The 25,805-nt window shown below is 33.4% G+C and carries 26 protein-coding genes; all 26 read left to right on the top strand.

The window, feature by feature from the left end; translation table 11 throughout:
* Positions 1 to 450 precede the first annotated feature (450 nt).
* Entirely contained in the window at positions 451 to 1,794 is a 1,344-nt protein-coding gene (locus ACW5YJ_RS14275; RefSeq protein ID WP_457338301.1) for an Orn/Lys/Arg family decarboxylase, read from the top strand.
* Position 1,795: 1 nt separating this feature from the next.
* A complete protein-coding gene (gene tmk, locus ACW5YJ_RS14270; protein WP_107552058.1) occupies positions 1,796 to 2,413 on the top strand; it encodes a dTMP kinase in 618 nt (205 codons plus the stop codon).
* Between the two features lie 26 nt (positions 2,414 to 2,439).
* A complete protein-coding gene (locus tag ACW5YJ_RS14265) occupies positions 2,440 to 2,769 on the top strand; it encodes a cyclic-di-AMP receptor (protein WP_017721994.1) in 330 nt (109 codons plus the stop codon).
* A 134-nt stretch (positions 2,770 to 2,903) separates the two neighbouring features.
* A complete protein-coding gene (locus ACW5YJ_RS14260) occupies positions 2,904 to 3,830 on the top strand; it encodes a DNA polymerase III subunit delta' C-terminal domain-containing protein (protein WP_107552059.1) in 927 nt (308 codons plus the stop codon).
* Between the two features lie 2 nt (positions 3,831 to 3,832).
* Positions 3,833 to 4,636, top strand: coding sequence for a PSP1 domain-containing protein (locus tag ACW5YJ_RS14255; RefSeq protein ID WP_017721996.1), 804 nt, complete (start codon positions 3,833 to 3,835; stop codon positions 4,634 to 4,636).
* 15 nt (positions 4,637 to 4,651) lie between these two features.
* Positions 4,652 to 4,993 carry a DNA replication initiation control protein YabA gene (yabA, locus tag ACW5YJ_RS14250; protein WP_457338300.1) on the top strand — a complete coding sequence of 114 codons (342 nt, stop codon included), beginning with the start codon at positions 4,652 to 4,654 and terminating at the stop codon, positions 4,991 to 4,993.
* A gap of 113 nt (positions 4,994 to 5,106) precedes the next feature.
* Positions 5,107 to 5,832, top strand: a complete 726-nt coding sequence (locus ACW5YJ_RS14245) for a tRNA1(Val) (adenine(37)-N6)-methyltransferase (protein ID WP_107552060.1) — start codon at positions 5,107 to 5,109, stop codon at positions 5,830 to 5,832.
* Positions 5,825 to 6,073 (top strand): GIY-YIG nuclease family protein, encoded by a 249-nt coding sequence (locus tag ACW5YJ_RS14240; protein WP_017721999.1) that lies wholly within the window; start codon positions 5,825 to 5,827, stop codon positions 6,071 to 6,073. The genes ACW5YJ_RS14245 and ACW5YJ_RS14240 overlap by 8 nt, the downstream gene beginning before the upstream one ends.
* Positions 6,074 to 6,076: 3 nt before the next feature.
* On the top strand, positions 6,077 to 6,910 hold the full coding sequence (gene rsmI, locus ACW5YJ_RS14235; RefSeq protein ID WP_171915597.1) for a 16S rRNA (cytidine(1402)-2'-O)-methyltransferase: 834 nt from the start codon (positions 6,077 to 6,079) through the stop codon (positions 6,908 to 6,910).
* Between the two features lie 338 nt (positions 6,911 to 7,248).
* Complete coding sequence (metG, locus tag ACW5YJ_RS14230) at positions 7,249 to 9,228, top strand: methionine--tRNA ligase (protein ID WP_017722001.1); 1,980 nt, start codon at positions 7,249 to 7,251, stop codon at positions 9,226 to 9,228.
* Positions 9,229 to 9,253: 25 nt separating this feature from the next.
* The gene (locus ACW5YJ_RS14225; protein WP_017722002.1) at positions 9,254 to 10,027 is read left to right on the top strand and encodes a TatD family hydrolase; all 774 of its coding nucleotides are present in this window, start codon (positions 9,254 to 9,256) and stop codon (positions 10,025 to 10,027) included.
* Between the two features lie 133 nt (positions 10,028 to 10,160).
* On the top strand, positions 10,161 to 10,712 hold the full coding sequence (gene rnmV / locus ACW5YJ_RS14220) for a ribonuclease M5 (protein WP_017722003.1): 552 nt from the start codon (positions 10,161 to 10,163) through the stop codon (positions 10,710 to 10,712).
* Positions 10,713 to 11,603, top strand: coding sequence for a 16S rRNA (adenine(1518)-N(6)/adenine(1519)-N(6))-dimethyltransferase RsmA (rsmA, locus tag ACW5YJ_RS14215; RefSeq protein ID WP_017722004.1), 891 nt, complete (start codon positions 10,713 to 10,715; stop codon positions 11,601 to 11,603).
* A gap of 99 nt (positions 11,604 to 11,702) precedes the next feature.
* Positions 11,703 to 11,966 (top strand): Veg family protein, encoded by a 264-nt coding sequence (locus ACW5YJ_RS14210; RefSeq protein ID WP_017722005.1) that lies wholly within the window; start codon positions 11,703 to 11,705, stop codon positions 11,964 to 11,966.
* Positions 11,967 to 12,321: 355 nt separating this feature from the next.
* A complete protein-coding gene (gene ispE / locus ACW5YJ_RS14205) occupies positions 12,322 to 13,170 on the top strand; it encodes a 4-(cytidine 5'-diphospho)-2-C-methyl-D-erythritol kinase (protein WP_017722006.1) in 849 nt (282 codons plus the stop codon).
* Positions 13,171 to 13,189: 19 nt separating this feature from the next.
* Positions 13,190 to 14,014, top strand: a complete 825-nt coding sequence (gene purR / locus ACW5YJ_RS14200) for a pur operon repressor (RefSeq protein WP_017722007.1) — start codon at positions 13,190 to 13,192, stop codon at positions 14,012 to 14,014.
* Between the two features lie 18 nt (positions 14,015 to 14,032).
* A complete protein-coding gene (locus ACW5YJ_RS14195; RefSeq protein WP_029379204.1) occupies positions 14,033 to 14,407 on the top strand; it encodes a RidA family protein in 375 nt (124 codons plus the stop codon).
* Between the two features lie 65 nt (positions 14,408 to 14,472).
* The gene (spoVG, locus tag ACW5YJ_RS14190; RefSeq protein WP_017722009.1) at positions 14,473 to 14,781 is read left to right on the top strand and encodes a septation regulator SpoVG; all 309 of its coding nucleotides are present in this window, start codon (positions 14,473 to 14,475) and stop codon (positions 14,779 to 14,781) included.
* Between the two features lie 458 nt (positions 14,782 to 15,239).
* Positions 15,240 to 16,595, top strand: coding sequence for a bifunctional UDP-N-acetylglucosamine diphosphorylase/glucosamine-1-phosphate N-acetyltransferase GlmU (gene glmU / locus ACW5YJ_RS14185; RefSeq protein WP_457338299.1), 1,356 nt, complete (start codon positions 15,240 to 15,242; stop codon positions 16,593 to 16,595).
* Positions 16,596 to 16,747: 152 nt separating this feature from the next.
* Entirely contained in the window at positions 16,748 to 17,713 is a 966-nt protein-coding gene (locus ACW5YJ_RS14180) for a ribose-phosphate diphosphokinase (protein ID WP_457338298.1), read from the top strand.
* 138 nt (positions 17,714 to 17,851) lie between these two features.
* The gene (locus tag ACW5YJ_RS14175) at positions 17,852 to 18,508 is read left to right on the top strand and encodes a 50S ribosomal protein L25/general stress protein Ctc (RefSeq protein ID WP_017722012.1); all 657 of its coding nucleotides are present in this window, start codon (positions 17,852 to 17,854) and stop codon (positions 18,506 to 18,508) included.
* 210 nt (positions 18,509 to 18,718) lie between these two features.
* Positions 18,719 to 19,291 (top strand): aminoacyl-tRNA hydrolase, encoded by a 573-nt coding sequence (gene pth / locus ACW5YJ_RS14170; RefSeq protein WP_017722013.1) that lies wholly within the window; start codon positions 18,719 to 18,721, stop codon positions 19,289 to 19,291.
* Entirely contained in the window at positions 19,288 to 22,800 is a 3,513-nt protein-coding gene (gene mfd / locus ACW5YJ_RS14165) for a transcription-repair coupling factor (RefSeq protein WP_457338297.1), read from the top strand. The genes pth and mfd overlap by 4 nt, the downstream gene beginning before the upstream one ends.
* Positions 22,790 to 24,343: a polysaccharide biosynthesis protein gene (locus tag ACW5YJ_RS14160; protein ID WP_107551695.1), complete on the top strand. Its 1,554-nt coding sequence runs from the start codon at positions 22,790 to 22,792 to the stop codon at positions 24,341 to 24,343. The genes mfd and ACW5YJ_RS14160 overlap by 11 nt, the downstream gene beginning before the upstream one ends.
* Positions 24,343 to 25,536: a MazG nucleotide pyrophosphohydrolase domain-containing protein gene (locus ACW5YJ_RS14155; protein WP_119603859.1), complete on the top strand. Its 1,194-nt coding sequence runs from the start codon at positions 24,343 to 24,345 to the stop codon at positions 25,534 to 25,536. The genes ACW5YJ_RS14160 and ACW5YJ_RS14155 overlap by 1 nt, the downstream gene beginning before the upstream one ends.
* Positions 25,533 to 25,796 carry an RNA-binding S4 domain-containing protein gene (locus ACW5YJ_RS14150; RefSeq protein WP_017722017.1) on the top strand — a complete coding sequence of 88 codons (264 nt, stop codon included), beginning with the start codon at positions 25,533 to 25,535 and terminating at the stop codon, positions 25,794 to 25,796. The genes ACW5YJ_RS14155 and ACW5YJ_RS14150 overlap by 4 nt, the downstream gene beginning before the upstream one ends.
* Positions 25,797 to 25,805: the final 9 nt, after the last annotated feature.

The following is a 25,805-nucleotide window of genomic DNA, read 5'->3' as shown; positions in this document are numbered from 1 at the left end:
TTTAGGATGCGATGAGCCGAGACCGAGAGGTCTCTTTTTTTATGCGCTAAGAACTTAACTTCAACTGAGAGTGATTGTCGGTTTTCGACGGAGTGCATGAGCAAAAGCTCATGTATAAGTCCCACTAATATAGAGAAATATAATATGATAAGAGATTTACGAGTCTACCTTAATAAATTTAGAAATTAGAATTTAAAAGTGGAACTTTGCAGGCAATTGAGGACCCAACAGGGTCTTTTTTTTATGCGCAAAAATCTTAATTTCAACTGAAAGTAATCGGTGATTTCAGAGGGGGACATGAGCAAAAGTCCATGTATAACCACTATTAACTCAATAGAATGAGAGGTGATGCTTTAAAGGAAGAAATAACGAGATTTATATGAGTTTATGAGGAGTTCTTTAAATATGTTAAAATATAATGAAAATTGAAGTTTGAAAAGTGGGTGTTGTATGTCACTACCATTAAAGAAAAAATTTAATAAGTTATTAGAAAGAAAACCAATTTCTATGCATGTCCCGGGACATAAAAATGCGACAATAGGTTATATTAATCAACTAAAGTTTGAAATGGATATGACTGAAATAACAGGTTTAGATGATTTACATCATCCTGAAGGTGTTATAGCACAAAGCATGGTTAATGTGAAAAAGCATCCTGATTATGATGCTTTTTATTTAGTCAATGGGACAACATCAGGTATTTTATCAGTAATACAAGGTTTTTCAAATATTCAAGGCCGATATGTTGTTGCAAGAAATGCTCATAAGTCTGTTTTTCATGCTTTAGATTTAGTTCATGAACCATGTCGATTATTGGGTATGGATATGAGTATAAAAACAAAACAATATTTAGGCCCTCAGAAAAACGCACTGTTCCAACAATTGAATGATACGAAGCTATTAGTTCTTACATATCCTAACTATTATGGGGAATGTTTTGATGTTGAAGAGATACTAAAGTATACAAAGGTTCATCAAATACCTACGTTAATAGACGAAGCGCATGGTGCACACTTTGATTTACCTGGTTTCCCAAAGTCTTCGTTGAATTTAGGAGCAGATTATGTTGTGCAGTCATATCATAAAACACTGCCGTCACTAACAATGAGTTCAATAATATTTATTCATAAAAATGCGCCACAGCGTGAAAAAGTCTTGAAGTACTTAACTTATTTTCAATCTTCAAGTCCTTCGTATCTTCTTATGAATAGTTTAGAGTTAGCGCATGATTTTTATGAAAATTATAATACTAACTTGTTTTTTGAAAAAAGAAAGAAATGTATTCACGCTATTGAGACTATAGGCATGCATATAGTTGAAGTAAATGATCCATTGAAGTTGAATATACAATGCATGGGCTATTCAGGTATTGAATTACAACAGTTCTTTGAAGACAAAGATATTTATGTAGAACTAGCAGATGAATATCAAGTGCTATTCGTCTTACCTCTGTGGCATGAAGGCGATAAATATCCATTTGAAGACTTAATCGACAGAATAAAACAAATAAAAATAGAAAAAAGGTTTAATAACATAGATTATGATATTCCTGATTATGACATGTGTGGTTTTTATCGGCCTGATGAAATAGCTAAAGTTAAAAGTATAGATATAAATGAAGCTGAAAACCAAATTTTAGCAGTGAATATTGTACCTTATCCACCAGGTATACCAGTAATGCTAAAAGGAGAAATAATAACAGAAAATATGATAAAATTAATGAATTATTGGTGTGAACACCATATAAGAGTAGAAGGAATTAAAAAACATAAAATTGAAATTAAGGATGAATAAAATGTCAGCTTTTATAACTTTTGAAGGTCCTGAAGGTTCAGGGAAAACTACTGTCATACAGCAAGTAGCAAAAAAATTAGAAAATGAATATGAAGTTGTTCTCACCAGAGAGCCAGGTGGTGTGAAAACTGGAGAGCAAATTCGTGAAGTATTGCTTGAAGGAGATGATATGGATGATCGAACAGAAGCATTATTATTTGCTGCTTCTAGACGTGAACATCTCGTAGGTAAGGTGATTCCATCATTAAATAGTGGTAAATTAGTATTATGTGATAGATATATTGATAGTTCTTTAGCATATCAAGGCTATGCTCGGGGAATAGGAATAGAAGAAGTGAAATCTATTAATGAATTTGCTATTAATGGTTTGTATCCAGATATTACGATATATCTTGATGTCAGCGTAGAAGTTGGAAGGGAAAGAATCTTAAAAAATCAACGAAATCAAAATCGTTTAGATCAAGAAGATGTAAAATTTCATGAAAAAGTAGTTGAAGGTTATAAAGAAATTATTCATAATGAGTCTGAACGCTTTATGGTAATAGATGCAGATCAGAGTGTAGAAAAAGTAGTTAACGCAACGTATGAATCTATCATCAAATACTTAGAAAAATTATGATATAATACTGGGAAGAGGTGTTTAATATGAAAATGATTATAGCAATCGTACAAGATCAGGATAGTCAAGAACTTTCAGATAAACTTGTTAAACATAACTTTAGAGCAACGAAACTTGCAACAACAGGTGGTTTTTTAAGAGCAGGTAATACAACGTTTTTATCTGGTGTTGAAGATGACCGAGTTGATGAAATGCTAAAAGTTATTAATGACACTTGTGGTAATAGAGAGCAACTTGTATCACCTATAACACCAATGGGTGGCAGTGCAGATTCTTATATTCCATATCCGGTTGAAGTAGAGGTTGGAGGAGCAACGGTATTTGTAATGCCAGTTGATGCTTTCCATCAATTTTAGAATCATGGTTGCTATATATAGTGGCCTTTCAAATTACATTTCCACTTAAGATTAAATTGTCATGAGCTTAAGTAATGTGCTTTGTAAGGTTACTATGTATAAGCAGCCTTTTTATATAAAGGAGTAACTTTATGATGGATGAGTTAGAAAGACTGACAAAAGCATATCAATCAAGTAAACTGTCGCACGCTTATTTATTTGAGGGCGATGATGGACAATCCATGCAGCAAGTCGCAATTGATTTCACGAAATTAATACTATGTGGGCAAGACAATCAATGTCAGTTAAAAGTAGAAACATTTAATCATCCAGATTTTATGTATATATCTTCCGAAGAAACTACGATTAAAAAAGACCAAGTAGAACAATTAGTACATCATATGAATCAACTACCTATCGAAGGTGACTATAAAGTTTATATTATTGAATCTTTTGAGAAGTTAACCGTTCAAGGTGAAAATAGTATTTTAAAATTTTTAGAAGAACCACCTGATAATACGATAGCCATCTTATTAACAACAAAACCAGAACAAATTTTAGATACTATTCATTCTAGATGTCAGCATGTATATTTTAAGCCAATAGATAAGTCTATCTTTATAGAAAGATTAATCGAACGCGAAATTTCGCGTCCTGTAGCAGAATTGCTCAGTACATATACAACCCAAATTGAAACTGCAGTAGCGATAAATGAAGAGGCAGACTTGATGGCATTGCGTAAAAGTATTATAAAATGGTGCCAATTGTTGTTAACAAATCGTTCAATGGCATTGATAGCGATTGTCGATTTATTAAAACAGGCTAAAAATCGTCGTTTACAGTTAGTTACATTAGCCGCAGTTAATGGTTTCTTTGAAGATGTTATGCATGCTAAAGTAGGAATGGATGATGATATTATATATCGTGATTTGCATGAAGAAGTAAAAGTATTTTCTGAAAAATTAACATATAATCAAATTATTTTGATGTATGATCAAATAACAGAAGCACATAAAAAATTAAACCAAAATGTTAATCCGACATTAGTATTTGAACAGATTGTGATAAAAGGGGTGAGTTAAACATGCAAAATGTAGTAGGAATTGATTTTCAAAAATCGGGGAAAATGGAATACTATTCGCCAAAAGATTTCGATTTAAATGTAGATGATTGGGTGGTAGTTGAGTCTAAAAGAGGATTAGAGATGGGGCGTGTAAAATATGCTCCGTTAGATGTTGCAGATGAAGATGTAACACTACCTTTAAAAGAAATCGTCCGTCATGCAACAGATGAGGATTTAAGTCGATATGAGCAAAATGAAAAAGATGCTGAAGAGGCAATGGCATTATGCAAAAATACGATTCAACAACAGAGTTTAGAAATGAGATTAGTAAATTGTGAATTTACATTAGATAAATCAAAAGTAATTTTTAATTTTACATCGGATGAACGCGTTGATTTTAGAAAATTAGTAAAAGTTCTAGCTCAAAAACTAAAAACACGTATTGAGTTAAGACAAATAGGTGTTAGAGATGAAGCAAAATTACTTGGTGGTATTGGACCGTGTGGACGTTCTTTATGCTGTGCTACGTTTTTAGGTGACTTTGAACCAGTATCTATAAAAATGGCAAAAGATCAAAATTTATCACTTAATCCTACTAAAATTTCAGGGGCTTGCGGTCGTTTAATGTGTTGTCTTAAATATGAAAATGACTATTATGAAGAGGCGCGTGCCCAATTACCTGATGTAGGAGAAGCTATTAAAACGCCAGAAGGTAATGGTAAAGTAATTGGCCTAAACATCTTAGATATTTCTATGCAAGTAAAAGTGGAAGGGCTTGAACAGCCACTTGAATATAAAATGGAAGAATTAGAAACATTAAATTAGGAGGCCAAAATAACATTGAATCGTAGCGACATATTTGAAAAATTAGCAAATTTAGAATCAAATATTAATCAAATCAATACTGATATGGTTAATTTGAAAAACCTTACGGTTGAATTAATTGAAGAAAATGTCGCCTTACAAATCGAGAATGAGAATCTAAAAACATTGATAGATAAAGAAGAACAATCTAAAAATGTAGTACAAGGTAAGAAAAACCCTGTTAAACAACCACTTCGCAGTAAAGATAATTTGGCTATGCTTTATAAAGAGGGGTTCCATATTTGTAATGGTGAATTATTTGGGAAACATAGAAAAGGCGATGATTGCTTATTCTGTCTCGAAGTATTAACTGAATAAAAGTTGATACAGAACAAAATCAATAGTAATCATATGTAATTGAGGATGAGCAGTAACGATAGGCTTGATTATTAAGCATCGTTACCTTATCCTCTTTTTTGGAGGTTAGGAAGATGCTTTTAGAAGATGAAAGATTAGATTATTTAACAAAAGAAAACTTAAGAATTATACAAAATGATGAAGTGTTTTCTTTTTCTACAGATGCACTATTACTCGCGCATTTTACAAAAGTTAAAAAGCAAGATACGATTATGGATTTGTGTTCAGGGAATGGAGTTATCCCTCTATTACTTTCAGATAAAGGGCAACAACATATAGATGGTATAGAGATTCAGCAACAACTAGTTGATATGGCACAAAGAAGTGTCGCATATAATCAATTAGAAGATAGAATTCACATGTATCATATGGATTTAAAGGACACATATCACCAATTTATGCCTTCACAATATAGCCTTGTTACTTGTAATCCACCTTACTTTAAAGTCAATCAACAACATCAACATCAAAAAGATGCGCATAAAATAGCTAGGCATGAGATAATGTGTACATTAGAAGATTGTTGTTTAGCAGCGAGACATTTATTAAAGCAAGGTGGACGTATGGTAATGGTTCATAGAGCTGAACGTCTTATGGATGTCTTAAGTTACATGAGAGCATATCAAATTGAGCCTAAAAAACTTTATTTTGTGTATAGTAAACAAAACAAAGTGGCGCAAACAATAGTCGTGGAAGGTAGAAAAAGTGGTAACCAAGGTTTAGACATACAGCCACCATTTTATATTTATAATAATGATGGCAGTTACACCGAGGAAATGAGAGAAATATATTATGGATAAACATTATATTTATATAGTTAAATGTAAAGATGGTAGTTTATATACGGGTTATGCAAAAGATGTTACACAGCGAGTAGCTAAACATAATAATGGACAAGGCGCTAAATATACGAAAATAAGACGTCCGGTACAACTCGTTTATCAAGAAATGTTCGCTACAAAGTCTGAAGCATTGAAACGTGAGTATGAAATTAAAACATATACACGTCAACAAAAATTAGAATTAATAAGTGAGGATTAGGTTATGTCGATATTATATTTAGTAGGAACGCCTATTGGTAACTTGGCGGATATTACATATCGCGCTGTTGATACTTTAAAAACCGTAGATTTGATTGCATGTGAAGATACGCGAGTGACCAAAAAATTATGTGCACATTATGAAATACAAGCACCACTCAAATCTTACCATGATCATAATAAAGAACAGCAAACAGATTATCTTATTGAACAATTGCAACAAGGTATTGAGATAGCATTAGTATCAGATGCAGGTTTGCCATTAATCAGTGACCCTGGATATGAACTTGTTGTTGCAGCTAGAGAAAACGGTATAAGAGTAGAAACTATACCCGGGCCAAACGCAGGTTTAACTGCACTAATGGCAAGTGGATTACCTTCCTTTACTTACACGTTTTTAGGCTTTTTACCACGAAAAGACAAACAAAAACAATCATATTTGGAACAACGTATGTATGAAAATAGCACATTAATTATTTACGAGTCGCCACATCGTGTAAAAGATACAATTAAAACGATTCAAAAGGTTGATAGAGAACGTAAAGTGTCTGTAGGGAGAGAGTTGACAAAAAAATTCGAACAAATTGTTACTGACTATGTAGGAAATGTGCTAGATCGTCTTAATGACGGAAATATTCCAACTAAAGGTGAGTTTGTAGTAATTATTGAAGGCGCAGAACCAATCGAAGATACAGCTTGGTTTGAAGACATGTCACTCAAAGCACATGTTGATTATCATATAAATCAAGGTATGAAACCGAAAGCGGCGATTAAACAGGTAGCAGAATTACGCCAAATGAAGACAAGTGAAGTTTATGACATCTATCATGAAGTTTAAGTATGTTGTGGAGGCTCAAATCATAGATAGTTTGATTTACTAATTAATAGATCTAAGTAAAAGGACATACCACAAATTCGAATTTAATCAAGAAAAAAGAGTTGAAAAACTCCCATAACATGCGTGATTTATGGTAATGTAGATAAGATAGAGATTATTAATCATATTTAAATTATAGCAAAATTAAAACTTAAAAACGCTGGATATGACTAGTATGCTATCCAAAGAATTTTTATGATGATTAACATATAAATCGGAATAGAAATACACATCTGCTTCATTGAAAACAAAAATGAATTTAGATATATTTATAGTGTAAGAATCGAGGAGGAACATTGATGGCGAAAGAAACTTTTTATATCACTACACCAATATATTATCCAAGTGGGAATTTACATATCGGTCATGCTTATACAACAACAGCTGGTGATGTAATCGCACGTTATAAAAGAATGCAAGGCTATGATGTTCGTTATTTAACAGGTACGGATGAACATGGGCAAAAAATACAAGAAAAAGCACATAAAGCTGGAAAATCAGAATTAGAATATTTAGATGAAATGATTGCTGGTATTAAAGATTTATGGAAAAAATTAGAAATTTCAAATGATGATTTTATTCGTACTACGGAAGCACGTCATAAAGAAGTTGTCCAACAAATTTTTGAACGTTTATTAGCTCAAAATGATATTTATCTTGGTGAATATGAGGGTTGGTATTCAGTACCAGACGAAACATATTACACAGAAACACAATTAGTTGATCCAGTTTTCGAAAATGGAGAAATTGTTGGAGGTAAAAGTCCAGATTCTGGTCATGAAGTGGAATTGGTTAAAGAAGAAAGTTACTTCTTTAATTTATCTAAATATACAGACCGTTTATTAGAATTTTACGATGAAAACCCTGAATTTATTCAGCCACCTTCACGTAAAAATGAAATGATTAATAATTTTATTAAACCTGGCCTTGAAGATTTAGCAGTGTCACGTACGTCATTTGATTGGGGGATTCATGTTAAATCGAATCCAAAACACGTTGTCTACGTCTGGATTGATGCACTTGTAAACTATATTTCTTCATTAGGTTATCTATCTGATGATGATAGTTTATTTAAAAAATATTGGCCGGCAGATATTCATATAATGGCTAAGGAAATCGTGCGTTTCCATTCTATTATATGGCCAATTTTATTAATGGCATTAGATATACCGTTACCTAAAAAAGTGTTCGCACATGGTTGGATACTTATGAAAGATGGTAAAATGAGTAAATCTAAAGGGAATGTTGTAGACCCTAATGTACTCATTGATCGTTACGGCTTAGATGCTACACGTTATTACTTAATGCGTGAATTACCATTTGGCTCTGATGGTGTATTTACTCCTGAAGGATTTGTGGAACGTACAAATTATGATTTAGCAAATGATTTAGGGAACTTAGTGAATCGTACGATTTCAATGATTAATAAATATTTTGACGGTGAATTACCTGCATATCAAAGTTCTAAACATGAATTAGATAAAGATATGGAGCAAATGGCACTAGATACTGTGAAGACATTCCATGAAAATATGGATGATTTACAATTTTCAGTAGCACTTTCAACAATATGGAAATTCATTAGTCGTACGAATAAATATATTGATGAAACATCACCATGGGTATTAGCTAAAGATGAAGAACAAAAAGAAATGCTTGGCAATGTCATGGCTCACTTAGTAGAGAATATTCGTATTATTGCAGTGTTACTAAGACCATTCCTTACACATGCACCAAAACAAATCTTTACACAGTTGAATATAAATACACCAGAGCTGTTTGAACTTGAAAGTATTGAAACATATGGTGCTCTAACTGAACCGATTATGGTGAGTGATAAACCACAACCTATCTTCCCACGTCTAGATAGCGCGGTTGAAATTGACTATATAAAAGAATCAATGCAACCTGAAAAGAAAGAAGAAGAAGAGGTAGAAGAAGAAATCCCAGCAAAAGCTCAAATTGATATTAAAGATTTTGACAAAGTAGAAATTAAAGCTGCAACAATTATTGATGCTGAACAAGTGAAGAAATCTGATAAGTTATTGAAAATTCAAGTAGATTTAGATAACGAACAGCGTCAGATTGTTTCAGGAATCGCACAATACTATCAACCTGAAGATATTATAGGTAAGAAGGTTGCTGTTGTGACTAACTTAAAACCTGCTAAATTAATGGGTAGAAAATCAGAAGGTATGATTTTATCAGCTGAAAAAGATGGTGTGTTAACACTTGTTAGCTTACCAAACGCGATTCCAAATGGATCAGTAATTAAATAACCACAAATTAAGGAGCGGTTAAAAGATGCTAATCGATACACATGTTCATTTAAATGCAGATCAATACGACGAAGATTTAGAAGCGGTTATTGAACGTGCTAAAGAAAATGGTGTAGATCGCATGTTTGTAGTTGGTTTTGATACACCTACAGTTGAGCGTACAATGGAACTCATTGACCAATATGAATTTATTTACGGTATCATTGGATGGCACCCTGTTGATGCGATTGATTGTACAGAAGAACGATTAGAATGGATTGAATCACTTGCGGCGCATCCTAAAGTGATTGGTATCGGTGAAACAGGTTTGGATTATCACTGGGATAAATCACCTAAAGATATTCAGCAAGCGTTATTTAGAAAGCAAATAGCCTTGGCAAAACGTGTTAATCTGCCAATTATCATTCATAATAGAGAAGCAACTCAAGATTGTATAGATATTTTGAAAGAAGAGCATGCAGAAGATATTGGCGGTATTATGCATAGCTTTAGTGCTTCTCCTGAAATTGCGGATGATGTCATTAATAAATTGAACTTTTATGTTTCTTTAGGTGGTCCTGTAACATTTAAAAATGCGAAACAACCTAAAGAAGTTGCAAAGCATGTACCGTTTGATAGATTGTTAGTTGAAACAGATGCGCCATTTCTATCGCCACACCCTTATAGAGGTAAGCGTAATGAGCCAGCACGTGTAACACTAGTTGCTGAAGAAATTGCTGAATTACGTGGTGTGAGTTATGAAGAAGTGTGTAAACAAACAACTGAAAATGCAGAACGATTGTTTAATTTAAAAGCATAAAATATTACAAAAGGTATCGGTCTGAGATAAGGCTTAGTTGATAAAATATAGGCTAAGTAGTCATCATAATTTACGCCGATACCTTTTTTATTTTTATCTAAACCGAAGTGAGTAATGAAAGGTGTAACAATAAATGAAGATAAATGAATTTATTGTAGTTGAAGGTAGAGACGATACAGAACGAGTAAAAAGAGCGGTTGAATGTGATACGATTGAGACAAATGGTAGTGCTATCAATCAGGCAACTTTAGAGGTTATTGCACGGGCATTTGAAACTAGAGGGGTCATTGTACTTACTGATCCAGATTTCCCAGGTGATAAAATAAGGAATACAATTCAAAAATACATTCCGGGTGTTAAACATGCCTATATTGACCGCGATAAGGCTAAAAACAAACGCGGAAAAATAGGTGTAGAACATGCTAATATTGATGATATTAAAGAAGCATTAATGAATGTAAGTACGCCTTTTGAAGAAGGGCACGAATCAATAAGTAAAGACGTGTTGATTGATTTAGGCTTGCTCGTTGGTAAAGATGCACGTAAAAAAAGGGAACTGTTAGGCCGTAAATTGCATATTGGTCATTCTAATGGTAAACAGTTGTTGAATAAACTAAATGCATTTGGTTATACAGAAACAGATGTTAGAAATGCATTAAGTGATAATGAGGGAAGTGAAAGTTAAATGGAATATAAAGATATTGCAACACCAACGCGAACCAAAGCATTACTTAATCAGTATGGATTTAATTTCAAAAAGAGTTTAGGACAGAATTTTTTAATTGATGTGAATATTATTCATAATATCATTGAGGCCAGTGATATTGATGCGCATACAGGCATAATAGAAATAGGACCTGGTATGGGTTCATTAACGGAACAATTGGCTAAAAATGCTAAAAAAGTGGTTGCCTTTGAAATTGATCAACGTCTAATGCCTGTACTTGAAGATACAATGGGACCATATGATAATGTGACTATAATAAATGAGGATATACTTAAAGCAGATATTGCGCATTATGTTGCTGAACATTTTTCTGAATGTAAGAAAATAATGGTAGTAGCTAACTTACCATATTACATTACAACACCTATTTTATTAAATTTAATGCAACAATCATTACCAATTGATGGTTATGTAGTTATGATGCAAAAAGAAGTAGGAGAACGTCTTAATGCACAAGTCGGCACAAAAGCGTATGGTTCATTATCAATTGTGGCACAATATTATACAGAAACGAGTAAAGTGCTAACTGTACCTAAAGCTGTATTCTTACCACCACCGAATGTAGATTCTATTGTAGTTAAATTAATGAAGCGCGACACACCGATTGTTACTGTAGATGATGAAGATAAATTTTTCAAAATGACAAAAGGAGCGTTTGGTCAAAGACGTAAGACAATTAATAATAATTATCAAAGTTTATTTGTAAATGGCAAAGCTAATAAACAAATGATACTCGATTGGTTAGAAGCCAGTGATATAGATCCGAGAAGGCGAGGAGAAACGCTTTCAATAAAAGAATTTGCACATTTATACAATGAATTGAAAAATTTCCCAGAATTAGAATTTTAAATTATTGACAAGTGCGCTTTACCTTGCTAAAATTGAGATTTTATTTGACAAAAACCCTCAAAATGTGTTATTATACAACTTGTAGCGAGGTGGAGCAATATGCCAAAATCTATTGGAGACATCAAAAATTCACTTGATTGTCAATTAGGGAACAGAATTGTACTTAAAGCGAATGGTGGACGTAAAAAAACAATTGAACGTAGTGGTGTTTTAAAAGAGACATACCCTTCTGTTTTTATTGTTGAACTAGATCAAGAGATTTATAATTTTGAGCGTGTATCCTATACATACACTGATGTTTTAACTGAAAACGTACAAGTTTCTTTTGAAGGTGATAATCATCAAGAAGCAATTGCACACTAAAATAAAATAAATTTAAATTAAATTGGGCACATGATGATGCCTTACATTTCAATTTAAATGTTAATATGAGAACGAATTTAAATGATAGGTATGTTGGTGTAATGACGCTAACATACCTTTTTTGTTATATTAATATTATTGCATTTAAGAGTAGGTAATAGTTTTATCTATAATAAACAATATTGTAAAATAGTAAGTTAAGAAATATATTTTTAATTTTAGTCAACGCTATTTAATGATTTTTACTAATAAAGTAGCAATAGAAAGTGTTAAGTTTTAAAAAAACTAACAACGCAATGTTAACAATATGTTAAAATCATTTTATTACCATATCGAATTGGAAGAGGGTGGGAATATGATATATGAAACGGCACCAGCGAAGATAAATTTAACGTTGGACACACTCTTTAAACGAGATGATGGTTTTCATGAAGTTGAAATGATAATGACGACAATTGATTTGAATGATAGATTGTCATTTGAACTACGTAAAGACAAAAAGATAATTGTTGACGTAGAACAATCCTATGTTCCCTCCGATAACAAAAATTTAGCGTATAAGGCTGCAGAATTAATGAAAAAGACCTATAATTTGAAGCAAGGTATAACTATTACTATAGATAAAAATATTCCTGTCTCAGCTGGTTTGGCAGGTGGGTCTACTGATGCTGCAGCAACAATGAGAGGGATGAATCGATTATATAATTTAAATCGACCGCTTAAAGAACTATGTGAGTTGGGAATACAGATTGGAACAGATATTCCATTTTGTATTTTAGGAAAAACTGCATTATGTAAAGGAAAAGGTGAAATCATTAAATTTTTAGATAAGCCACCTTCTGCATGGGTGGTAGTAGCTAAACCTGATTTAGGTATATCTTCACCTGATATATTTAAAAAACTGGATTTAAAACAACCTTATAATGTACATACTAAAGCATGTGAAGCGGCCTTAATTGCAGAGGATTATGACCTATTATGTAAGAGTCTGTCGAACCGATTGGAACCTGTCTCGGGTAAGATGCATACAGAAATTTTGAAAATAAAGGCTAATATGTTAGAGAACGGAGCAGACGGCGCTGTTATGAGTGGTAGTGGTCCTACTGTTTATGGATTAACACGAAAAGAACGACAAGCAAAGCACGTATACAATGCTGTTAACGGTTGTTGTAATGAAGTACACATTGTAAGATTATTAGGCTAATTGAGAAGGGATGAATCGAATGCGCTATAAAAGAAGTGAACGAATTGTTTATATGACTCAATATTTAATGAACAATCCGAATAAGTTGATACCGTTAACGTATTTTGTACAAAAATTTAAGCAAGCAAAGTCTTCCATTAGTGAAGATGTTCAAATTATTAAAACAACTTTTCAAAAAGAAAAGCTTGGGACAGTGATTACTACTGCAGGTGCTAGCGGTGGCGTTACTTATAAACCTGAGATGAGTAAAGCAGAAGCGACAGAAGTGATTGATGAAGTGATAGAACATTTACAAGAAAAAGAACGTTTACTGCCAGGTGGTTACTTATTTTTATCTGATTTAATGGGTAATCCTACATTATTGAATCGAGTTGGTAAATTAATCGCAACACTATATATGGATGAAGAGTTAGATGCTATTGTAACAATTGCTACTAAGGGGATTTCACTTGCAAATTCAGTTGCAAATGTACTGAATTTACCTGTAGTAGTTATACGTAAAGATAATAAAGTGACTGAAGGTTCTACAGTTTCTATAAATTACGTATCTGGTTCTTCTAGAAAAATCGAGACAATGGTTCTATCAAAGAGGACATTACCTGAGAATTCCAATGTACTTGTCGTAGATGATTTCATGCGGGCCGGTGGTTCAATAAATGGTGTGATGAATTTGATGAATGAGTTTAAAGCACATGTTAAAGGGGTATCGGTACTAGTAGAATCAAAAGAAGTTAAGCAAAGATTAATTGAAGATTATACTTCCTTAGTTAGATTATCTGATGTAGATGAATACAATCAGGAATTTAAGGTGGAACAAGGCAACAGTTTAACTAAATTTTCTTAAAGGAGCGATTTCGACATCATGAAAGTTATTAATACGGAAAAGGCGCCCGAAGCATTAGGGCCATACTCGCATGCAACGGAAATAAATGGACTTGTATTCACTTCAGGACAAATTCCATTGAATTTAAATGGAGAAATTGTCAGTGAAGATGTAAAAGAGCAAACGACACAAGTTCTAGAAAATTTAAAAGTCGTGTTAGACCAAGCTGGATCAGATTTAGATTCAGTGATTAAAGCTACTATTTTCATTGCTGATATGAATGAATTTCAAAATATAAATGAAGTTTATGGCAAATACTTTAATGAACATCAACCAGCGAGAAGTTGTGTTGAAGTGGCAAGATTGCCAAAAGATGTTAAAGTTGAAATCGAATTAATAGCGAAAGTGAAGTAAGGGTTTATAATTTTTAATGAAATTGTTAAGCTTCTAAACAAAGAGATACTAGGGGGGCTCACTACATGAAAGTGACAGATGTAAGACTTAGAAAAATACAAACAGATGGAAGAATGAAAGCGCTCGTTTCAATTACTTTAGATGAATCATTTGTAGTACATGATTTACGAGTGATTGAAGGCAACACAGGTCTATTCGTCGCAATGCCAAGTAAACGTACACCAGACGGTGAATTCCGAGATATCGCGCATCCTATAAATTCTGAAATGAGACAAGAAATACAAGATGCCGTGATGAAAGTGTATGAAGAAACTGATGAGGTCATCCCTGACAGAAATGCACAGTCATCAGATCATTCTGAAGAAGAAGCTTAAAATTAAAAAAGTAAAACTAAGTATAAAAAAGATTGGATTTCCGCATAAACGGAAATCCAATCTTTTTTATTTTGCAAAGGCAATTTGAAATAAAAAATAAAATTAATTGTGAAAGTGTAAAGGTGACAAAAAATATATTATTTATAATTATAAGTAAATACAATTTTTACTGTAGTAAAAATCAGAACATTAGAATGAGAAAAGGGGTGTATGCGTTTGATAACAACCAAGTAAGAATACAGTATTCTTATTATACGTTCGTATATTACCTTGTGATTTGAGAATATAAAAGCGGTTACTCAATTGAACAAAGATGACAAATCTATGCTTTGATATTTCTAATATTTTTAATGAAAATATTTCCATTATATAACATTGATGTTTTGAGCCTTGAAAGTGTGACTAGCGTTAAATTATAATAAGTAAGAAGTGTATATTTTAATGGAGGGTTAACATACATGCAAAGACATGCAATAGTACTTGCGGCTGGAAAAGGTACGCGTATGAAATCGAAGAAATACAAAGTACTACATGATGTAGCAGGCAAATCAATGATTGAACACGTCGTTGATAACGTTAAGCAATCTGGCGTAGAACAACTTGTTACAATTGTTGGGCATGGCGCACAAAATGTCAAAGAGACATTGGGCGATGCATCACTTTACAGTTTTCAAGAAGAACAATTAGGCACCGCACATGCTGTTAAGATGGCAAGTGAACATTTGAAAGATAAACAAGGTACAACGTTAGTAGTATGTGGAGACACACCGTTAATCACTGCGGCAACATTGAAATCAATGATAGAACATCATGAGAACACAAAAGCACAGGCCACTGTTTTATCAGCAACAGCAGATAATCCATTCGGTTATGGACGTATCCTGCGCGACTCAGTACAAAGACTAACTAAAATTGTTGAGCAAAAAGATGCATCTGAGACAGAGCGACAAATTAATGAAATTAGTTCAGGTATTTTTGCATTTGATAACCAAGTTTTATTTGAAAAATTGGAGTTAGTGAGAAATGAAAATGCGCAAAAAGAATATTATTTGCCTGATGTACTTTCATTAATTTTAGAAGATAAAGGTAACGTTGAAATCTATCATACAGATGATTTTGAAGAAATTATGGGCGTTAATGATAGAGTGATGTTGAGTGAAGCTGAAAAAGCTTTTAAGAAACGCACTAATGAACATCATATGAGAAACGGCGTGACGATTGTTGACCCAGCAACTACATATATAGGCGCTGATGTTAGCATAGGAGAAGATACAGTCATTGAGCCAGGGGTGAAAATTGCTGGCAATACTGTAATTGGAGAAGATACAATCGTTGGACAATATACTGAAATAACTAACAGTAAAATAGGATCAAATGTCACAATTAAACAATCTGTTATTAATGAAGCGATTGTTGGCAATCATGCTAAAATTGGACCGTTTGCACAGCTACGTCCTGGTGCGGACTTAGGCGAAAAAGTTAAAGTAGGTAACTTTGTTGAAGTTAAAAAATCTGTTGTTAAAACAGGTGCTAAATTACCTCACTTAAGTTATATAGGTGATGCTGAAATTGGTGAAAGAACAAACGTTGGCTGCGGTTCAATTACTGTGAATTATGATGGTATCAATAAATTTAAAACGATTATTGGTAATGATTCATTTATTGGTTGTAATACAAATCTCGTTGCACCAATAACATTAGGAGACCGTTCCTTTGTAGCAGCAGGTTCCACAATCACGGATAATGTGCCACAAGACAGTTTGGCATTAGCTAGGGCTAGACAAACAACCAAAGAGGGTTATTTGAAAAAATAAAGGCATATATTTAGACAAGCGTGCTTAAACTGTTAAAATCAATGTAATTGAATGAAAGTTAACCAGAGCATGTGATTATGTTGCTGAACGCTTTAAGTTTTGTTTTGTCTACAAATGAAAACGAATTGAAAGAATTAATTGGAGGACTATAAATGTTAAACAATGAGTATAAGAATTCTGCTTTGAAAATATTTTCTTTAAAGGGTAATGAACCATTAGCCCAAGAAGTTGCAGACCAAGTTGGAATTGAGCTAGGTAAATGTTCGGTAAAACGTTTCAGCGATGGAGAAATTCAAATCAATATAGAAGAAAGTATTCGTGGTTGTGATGTATTTATTATTCAACCAACATCAAATCCAGTGAATTTACATTTAATGGAATTGTTAATCATGGTTGATGCTTGTAGACGTGCATCAGCAGCGAATATTAATATAGTTGTTCCATATTATGGCTATGCACGCCAAGATAGAAAAGCACGTAGCCGTGAACCAATTACAGCAAAACTTGTAGCGAACTTAATTGAAACAGCAGGCGCAGATCGTATGATTGCCCTTGATTTACATGCGCCACAAATCCAAGGATTCTTCGACATGCCAATTGACCACTTAATGGGCGTTCCAATCTTAGCTGAATATTTTAATAATCAGACAGATATCGATCTTGAAGAATGTGTTGTTGTTTCGCCTGACCACGGTGGGGTAACAAGAGCACGTAAACTTGCAGATATATTGAAAACACCAATTGCCATTATAGATAAGCGTCGTCCAAAACCTAATGTTGCTGAAGTGATGAATATTGTAGGTGAAATCGATGGTCGTACAGCTATTATAATAGACGATATTATTGATACAGCTGGTACGATTACTTTAGCTGCACAAGCCTTAAAAGATAAAGGTGCTAAAGATGTTTATGCATGTTGTACACACCCTGTTTTATCGGGCCCTGCAAAAGAACGCATTGAAAATTCAGCAATAAAAGAGCTTGTAGTTACGAATTCAATTCAATTAGATGAAAGCCGAAAATCATCTAATACGAAAGAATTATCTGTAGCAGGTTTACTAGCACAAGCAATTATCCGTGTATATGAACGCGAATCTGTTAGTGTACTATTTGACTAATTGGTAAAATAGATATATAATTGTTCCGTTCGTGATTTCACGACTTAATAAACACTTGCAAGCAACATGATGTTGATGGGTAAGTGAAGGGGTTCTTATTATGAAATATAAGAACAAAATATGAAAGGTGGAAATAATATGGCTTCATTAAAGTCAATTATTCGTCAAGGTAAACAAACTCGTTCAGACCTTAAAAAATTAAGAAATACTGGTAAAGTACCTGCAATCGTATACGGTTATGGTACTAAAAATACTTCAGTTAAAGTAGATGAAGTAGAATTTATCAAAGTTATCCGTGAAGTTGGACGTAACGGTGTTATCGAATTAGGCGTAGGTTCTAAAACTATTAAAGTAATGGTTTCTGACTATCAATTCGACCCACTTAAAAACCAAATCACTCACATTGATTTCTTAGCTATCAATATGACTGAAGAACGTACTGTTGAAGTACCAGTTCAATTAGTTGGTGAAGCTGTTGGATCTAAAGAAGGTGGCGTTGTTGAACAACCATTATTCAACCTTGAAGTTACTGCTACTCCAGACAATATTCCTGAAGTAATCGAAGTAGATATCACTGAATTAGAAATTAATGATACACTTTCAGTAGAAGATATCAAAATTTCAGGTGAATTCACTATCGAAAACGAAGTAACTGATTCAGTTGTAACAGTAGTTGCTCCAACAGAAGAACCTACTGAAGAAGAAATCGAAGCAATGGAAGGCGATTCAGAAACTGAAGAACCAGCTGTTGTTGGCGAAGAAAAAGACGATGAAGATGAAAGTGAAGGAAAATAATAAGCTGATAAAGCTTGTAATTACTTTACCATCATTACGCTGATTAAGTTAGCGTTATCATATCTTATAAAAAGCACCGTGCTTAATACGTTAAGCAGGTGCTTTTTTATGTTATTATAGTGAATGATACGACAAAAAATGATAAGAATAATAAATAATAGAACTCGAATATAAATTAGATAAAGAAAGACAACTATTGGAGGTAACATAATGAAGTGTATTGTAGGTTTAGGTAATATCGGTAAACGCTTCGAACAAACAAAACATAATATTGGATTTGAAGTAATTGACTATATGTTAGAGCAAAATAAATTTACTTTAGATAAACAAAAGTTTAAAGGTGCTTATACAATAGAACGATTTGCAGGCGAAAAAGTAATGTTTATTGAACCAATGACGATGATGAATTTATCTGGTGAGGCAGTAGGCCCATTAATGAAATACTATGACATAGGTATTGATGATTTAGTCGTTTTATATGATGATTTAGACTTGCCACAAGGTGAAATCCGTTTAAGACAAAAAGGAAGTGCTGGCGGACATAATGGTATGAAATCTATTATCCAAGTGTTAGGCACAGATCAATTTAAACGTATTAGAATTGGTGTAGACAGACCTTCAAATGGGATGTCTATCGTAGATTATGTATTGCAAAAATTCTCGAAACAAGAAATGGAAACAATGAATAAAGTAATAGAACATTCTGCACGTGCAATTGAAGCCTACATAGAAAGTGATCGGTTTGATCGCGTGATGAATGAATATAATGGTGAAATCAATTGAAATCAATAATTACAGAATATATAAATGAAGATAAACGTTATCAGGAATTAAATGAAGTATTTGGAAAAGAGCAAGTATTGGTTACTGGCTTATCGGGTGCCGCTAAAGCAACGATTATCGCCGAAAAATATTTAAATAGTTCTAAACAATTATTAATTGTAACAAACAATCTTTATCAAGCAGATAAATTAGAAAGTGATTTAATACAGTTTGTTGAAGAGCAGGATATTTACAAGTACCCAATGCAAGATATTATGACAGAAGAATTTTCAACACAAAGCCCTCAATTTATGAGTGAGCGCGTGCGCACATTAACGGCGCTTGCTCAAGAAAAGAGAGGTTTATTTATCGTTCCGCTTAACGGGCTGAAGAAATGGTTGACTCCAGTAGAAATGTGGAAATCACATCAATTAACATTAAGTGTAGGGGACGATATAGATATTGACGACTTTTTAAATAAGTTAGTTAATATGGGATATCGTAGAGAAAGTGTTGTTTCTCATATAGGTGAGTTTTCCTTAAGAGGCGGTATTATTGATATATATCCACTAATTGGCAGTCCAGTTCGAATTGAACTTTTTGATACAGAAGTAGATTCAATCCGTGACTTTGATGTAGAAACCCAAAGATCAGAGGGAAATGTTGAAGAAATAAACATCACTACTGCGAGCGATTATATAATTACAGAAGACGTGCTTAAGCATACAAAGCAAAAACTCAAAGAAGCGTATGAATATACAAGGCCAAAAATTGATAAATCGGTCCGTAATGAATTAAAAGAAACATATGAAAGCTTTCAGTTGTTCGAAGCATCTATGTTTGATCATCAAGTACTACGCCGTCTTGTCGCTTTTATGTATCAACAACCTACTACAATTATCGATTACTTTAAAGATGACGCAATTGTAGCAGTAGATGAATATAACAGAATTAAAGAAACTGAAACGTCACTTATTTCAGAAGCGGATGAGTTTATGCAAAATTTGATTGAAAGTGGTAAAGGTTTTATTGATCAAAGTTTCTTGCAATATGATGCTTTTGAAAACCAACTTAAATCATATCCAGTGACATATTTCACATTATTCACAGCGACAATGTCTATTGAACTAAACGAAATTATTAAATTTTCATGTAAACCTGTGCAACAGTTTTATGGACAATATGATATTATGCGTTCAGAATTCCAAAGGTTTATTCAAAATGATTATACGGTTGTTGTACTTGCTGAAACAGAAGTCAAAAAAGAACGTATACAATCTATGCTCAATGAAATGCATATACCAACATTTATTGATACGCCTACGCATCGTAATGAAGGTGGGAGCGCAATCATTACTGAAGGTAGTTTATCAGAAGGCTTTGAATTACCATACATGCAATTAGTGGTTGTGACAGAGAGAGAATTATTTAAATCAAAACAAAAGAAAAAACCAAAACAACAAAAAACATTAACAAACGCTGAAAAAATTAAATCATATCAAGATTTAAAAGTAAGTGATTATATTGTACATGTCCATCACGGTGTAGGTAGATACTTAGGTGTTGAAACACTGGAAGTTGGTGGTGTACATAAAGATTACATTAAACTTCAATATAAAGGAACAGACCAATTATTTGTACCTGTTGATCAAATGGACCAAGTGCAAAAATACGTGGCGTCAGAAGATAAAACGCCTAAGTTAAACAAACTTGGTGGTACAGAGTGGAAAAAGACAAAAGCCAAAGTTCAACAAAGTGTTGAAGATATGGCAGATGAATTAATAGAGCTATATAAAGCGCGTGAAATGTCTGTTGGTTATCAATTTGGCCCAGATACAGCTGAACAAAATGATTTTGAAATTGACTTTCCTTATGAACTTACTCCCGACCAAAGCAAGTCGATTGAAGAGATTAAAAAGGATATGGAAATTGAGCGTCCTATGGATAGATTGCTGTGTGGAGATGTTGGTTACGGTAAGACTGAAGTGGCTGTAAGAGCAGCATTTAAAGCAGTAATGGAAGGTAAACAAGTTGCCTTTTTAGTACCGACAACTATATTAGCACAACAGCACTATGAAACATTAATCGAACGCATGCAAGACTTCCCAATAGAAGTGCAGCTAATCAGTAGATTTAGAACAACAAAAGAAATCAAGGAAACTAAAGAAGGTTTGAAATCAGGTTTTGTTGATATCATTGTAGGAACACATAAATTACTGGGGAAAGATATTCATTATAAAGATTTAGGATTGCTCATTGTCGATGAAGAACAACGATTTGGTGTACGACATAAAGAACGAATCAAATCTTTAAAAAATAATGTAGATGTGCTTACGCTAACAGCTACACCAATCCCGCGTACTTTACACATGAGTATGCTAGGCGTACGTGATTTGTCTGTCATTGAAACGCCACCAGAGAACCGCTTCCCAGTACAAACATATGTATTAGAGCAGAACACTAACTTTATTAAGGAAGCTCTAGAAAGAGAATTATCAAGAGATGGACAGGTGTTTTATTTATATAATAAAGTGCAGTCTATATATGAAAAAAGAGAGCAATTACAAATGCTTATGCCAGATGCCAATATAGGTGTTGCGCATGGACAAATGAATGAAAGAGATTTAGAAGAAACAATGCTGAGTTTCATCAATCATGAATATGACATTATTGTAACTACGACTATTATAGAAACAGGCGTAGATGTTCCAAATGCGAATACATTAATTATAGAAGATGCAGATCGCTTTGGATTAAGTCAACTTTATCAACTAAGAGGACGTGTAGGACGTTCAAGTCGTATTGGTTATGCATATTTCTTGCATCCTACGAATAAAGTACTGTCGGAAACTGCTGAAGATCGTTTGCAAGCAATTAAAGAATTTACTGAATTAGGTTCAGGTTTCAAAATTGCGATGCGTGATTTAAACATTCGAGGCGCAGGTAATTTATTAGGTAAACAACAACATGGCTTTATAGATTCAGTAGGGTTTGATTTATATTCTCAAATGTTAGAAGAAGCAGTAAATGAAAAACGTGGCGTAACTGATGAAAAACAAGACGCTCCAGAAGTTGAGATTGAACTTAATATTGATGCATACTTACCAGCAGAATACATTCAAAATGAGCAAGCTAAAATAGAAATTTATAAGAAATTACGTAAAATTGAGACGGAAGCACAATTAATGGACGTTAAAGACGAGTTAATTGACCGCTTTAATGATTATCCTGTTGAAGTTGAAAGACTTCTAGAAATGATGGAAATTAAAATACATGCGTTGCATGCTGGCGTAACTTTGATCAAGGATATTGGTAAAAAGGTAGAAATTTATTTATCTGAAAAGGGTACGACAGACATCAATGGCGAAACATTATTTAAACAAACTCAACCATTAGGGCGCACAATGAAAGTAGGCGTTCAAGATGGTAAAATGAAAGTGACATTAAATAAAACAAGTACTTGGTTTGATAATTTGAAATTCCTAGCAAAATGTTTAGAAGAAAGTATGGTTATTTCTGATGAAAGCTAAGATAGACAAGTCGACTGCTTTTAATGGAGTGGTCGTGCTCACTTTGGCTCTTATAGTTGTCAAAGTATTAAGTGCAATTTACCGTGTACCTTATCAAAATATTTTGGGTGATGAAGGGTTATATGCGTATCAACAAGTTTATCCGATTGTAGCGTTAGGTGTTATTTTAACGATGAATGCGATACCTAGTGCAGTTACCCAGATATTTGGTTCAGAAGGAAATCTTAAGCAGTACATTCATGTGATGATGCGTATACAACTCATAAGCACAGTCTTTTTCTTGATTTTACTACTTTGTGCAAAGTGGGTTGCATTGTTAATGGGAGATGTTAATCTGACTCCTATGCTTAGAGCATCAAGTTTTAGCTTCTTGTTTATCGGTGTTTTGGGTGTGTTTAGAGGTTATTATCAAGCACAGAGAAATATGAATGTGCCAGCTATTTCCCAGGTAATCGAGCAAATTGTACGTGTTGGTATTATCATTATGGCGATTATTTTATTTATGACACAGCAATGGTCACTTTATGCCGCGGGAACATTAGCAATTATTGGTTCGGCATTTGGGTTTTTAGCATCGAGTCTCTTTCTTGTAATATGCAAACCATTTAAGCATTCACAAAATAAGACGTATGAATTAGCGCAAAAGCCATTTGCAGAGTGGCGCAAACTTGTCTTAGCTATACTTGTCTTTGCGGTGAGTCAACTTATTGTTATTGTTTGGCAAGTAGTGGATAGTTTTACAGTACTTCACATGTTGCAAAGTACAGGTTTGAATTTTCAACAAGCGACTTCTCAAAAAGGTGTCTATGACCGTGGTGCATCATTTATTCAAATGGGATTAATCGTTACAACGACGTTTTGCTTTGTACTAATCCCTTTATTAACGGATGCAATAAAAGTTAAGAATAAGGTGCTTATTAATAGATATGCCAATGCCTCTGTTAAAATAACAATCTTGTTTAGCGTTTCGGCAGGTATTGGTTTAATTAATTTAATGCCTATTATGAATGGTGTATTTTTTAAAAATGATAGCCAAACGATAACGCTAGCTGTATATATGTTAACCGTTATTTGTGTGTCACTCATAATGATGGATATTGCTCTATTACAAGTGAAAAATAAAGTGCGTCCTGTATTATTGGCATTTAGCGTGGGGGTCGTAAGTAAAACAATACTAAATATAGTATTGATACCGCAATTATTGATGTTGGGCGGTAGTATAAGTACTGTAGTATCACTCATTTTATTTACAATTGTATTACACAAGCACGTATTAAAATATTATCTTTTCCAAAGTATGCGTAAATATGTGATGAAGTTAATTGTTACCATGCTTATCCTTTCAGTAACAGTTCAAATTACAATGTGGTTGATACCTGAACATGGACGGATAAGTGGCTTAATAGAATTACTAATCGCAGCAGGTATTGGCGTCATCGTTATTGTTGTTGCTATTGTGCGCATTAACTTGTTAAGTTATAGAGAATTAAAGCATTTACCATTTGGAGATAAGTTATACCATATGAAGAGAGGGAAAAGATAATGACAGGGAAGATAACAATCGTTGGATTAGGTAACTACGGAATCGATGATTTGCCATTAGGTATATACAAATTTTTGAAAAATAAGCCCATAATGTATACAAGAACTTTAGAGCACCCAGTAATTAAAGCCTTAACTGATGAAGGTATGAAATTCCATAGTTTTGACCATGTTTATGAAGAAAATCAAGCATTTGATGACGTCTATCAAACTATTGTGACGCAATTAATTGAAGCAGCACAACAAGATGATATCGTTTATACAGTACCTGGACATCCTCGTGTAGCTGAAACGACAACTGTAAAATTAGAGGCATATGCACAGCGATATGACGATATACAAGTTGAAATATTAGGCGGTAAAAGCTTTATAGATGACGTATTTGAAGCAGTAAAAGTAGACCCTAATGATGGTTTTACTTTGCTTGATGCTACATCGCTTACAAGGCAACAATTAAATATACGTACACACACACTAATAACGCAAGTGTATAGTCCGATGACAGCTGGAGATTTAAAAGTGACATTGATGGAACGATATGATGATGAACAACTCGTTTATATTGTAGATGGCGCTAGAAGTAGTGGAGCCAATGTTATTGAAACACCTTTGTATGAATTAGATCATCACGCTATGATATTCAGTAATGTAACAAGTGTATTTATTAAAAAAGTTGATGACGAAGCAACGTATTATAGTGATTTTTATTATGCGACGAGCATTATTGATCAACTGGTTGATGATGAAAATGGTTGCCCGTGGGATAAAGTACAAACACACAACACATTAAAAAGGTATTTATTAGAGGAATCATTTGAGCTCTTTGAAGCCATAGATAACGAAGATGATTGGCATGTTATAGAAGAACTGGGTGATATACTATTACAAGTACTCTTGCATACAAGTATTGGTAAAAAAGAAGGCTTTTTTGATATAAATGAAGTAGTACAAAACTTAACGAGTAAGATGATACACAGGCATCCACATATATTTGGTGAAGCACAAGCAGAGTCAGAAGAAGATTTAAAACATATATGGGCAAATGCCAAAGCTGAAGAAGGTAAAGTACAACGTGTGAAATTCGAAAAAGTGTTTGCAGAGCATTTTATGAAGTTGTATGATATAACCAAAAATATGTCGTTAGACGAAGCTGCTTTAAAACAATTTTTAGAGCGAGGAGGAGATAAATCATGAGACTTGATAAATATCTTAAAGTATCAAGATTGGTAAAACGCCGTACATTAGCAAAAGAGATAAGCGATCAAGGAAGAATTACAGTGAATGGTACAGTTGCTAAAGCTGGCACAGACGTTAAAGTTACAGACGAACTTGTAATTCGTTTTGGTCAAAAAATTATAACTATAAATGTGACAGGTTTAAGCGAACATGCAACGAAAGAAAACGCTAAAGGCATGTATGAAATTGTAAAAGAAGAAAAAATTGGTGAATCATAATAACAGAGG

This window comes from Staphylococcus sp. mip270_02 (genome assembly GCF_054031535.1).
This window is presented reverse-complemented; position numbering and strand designations above follow the sequence as displayed.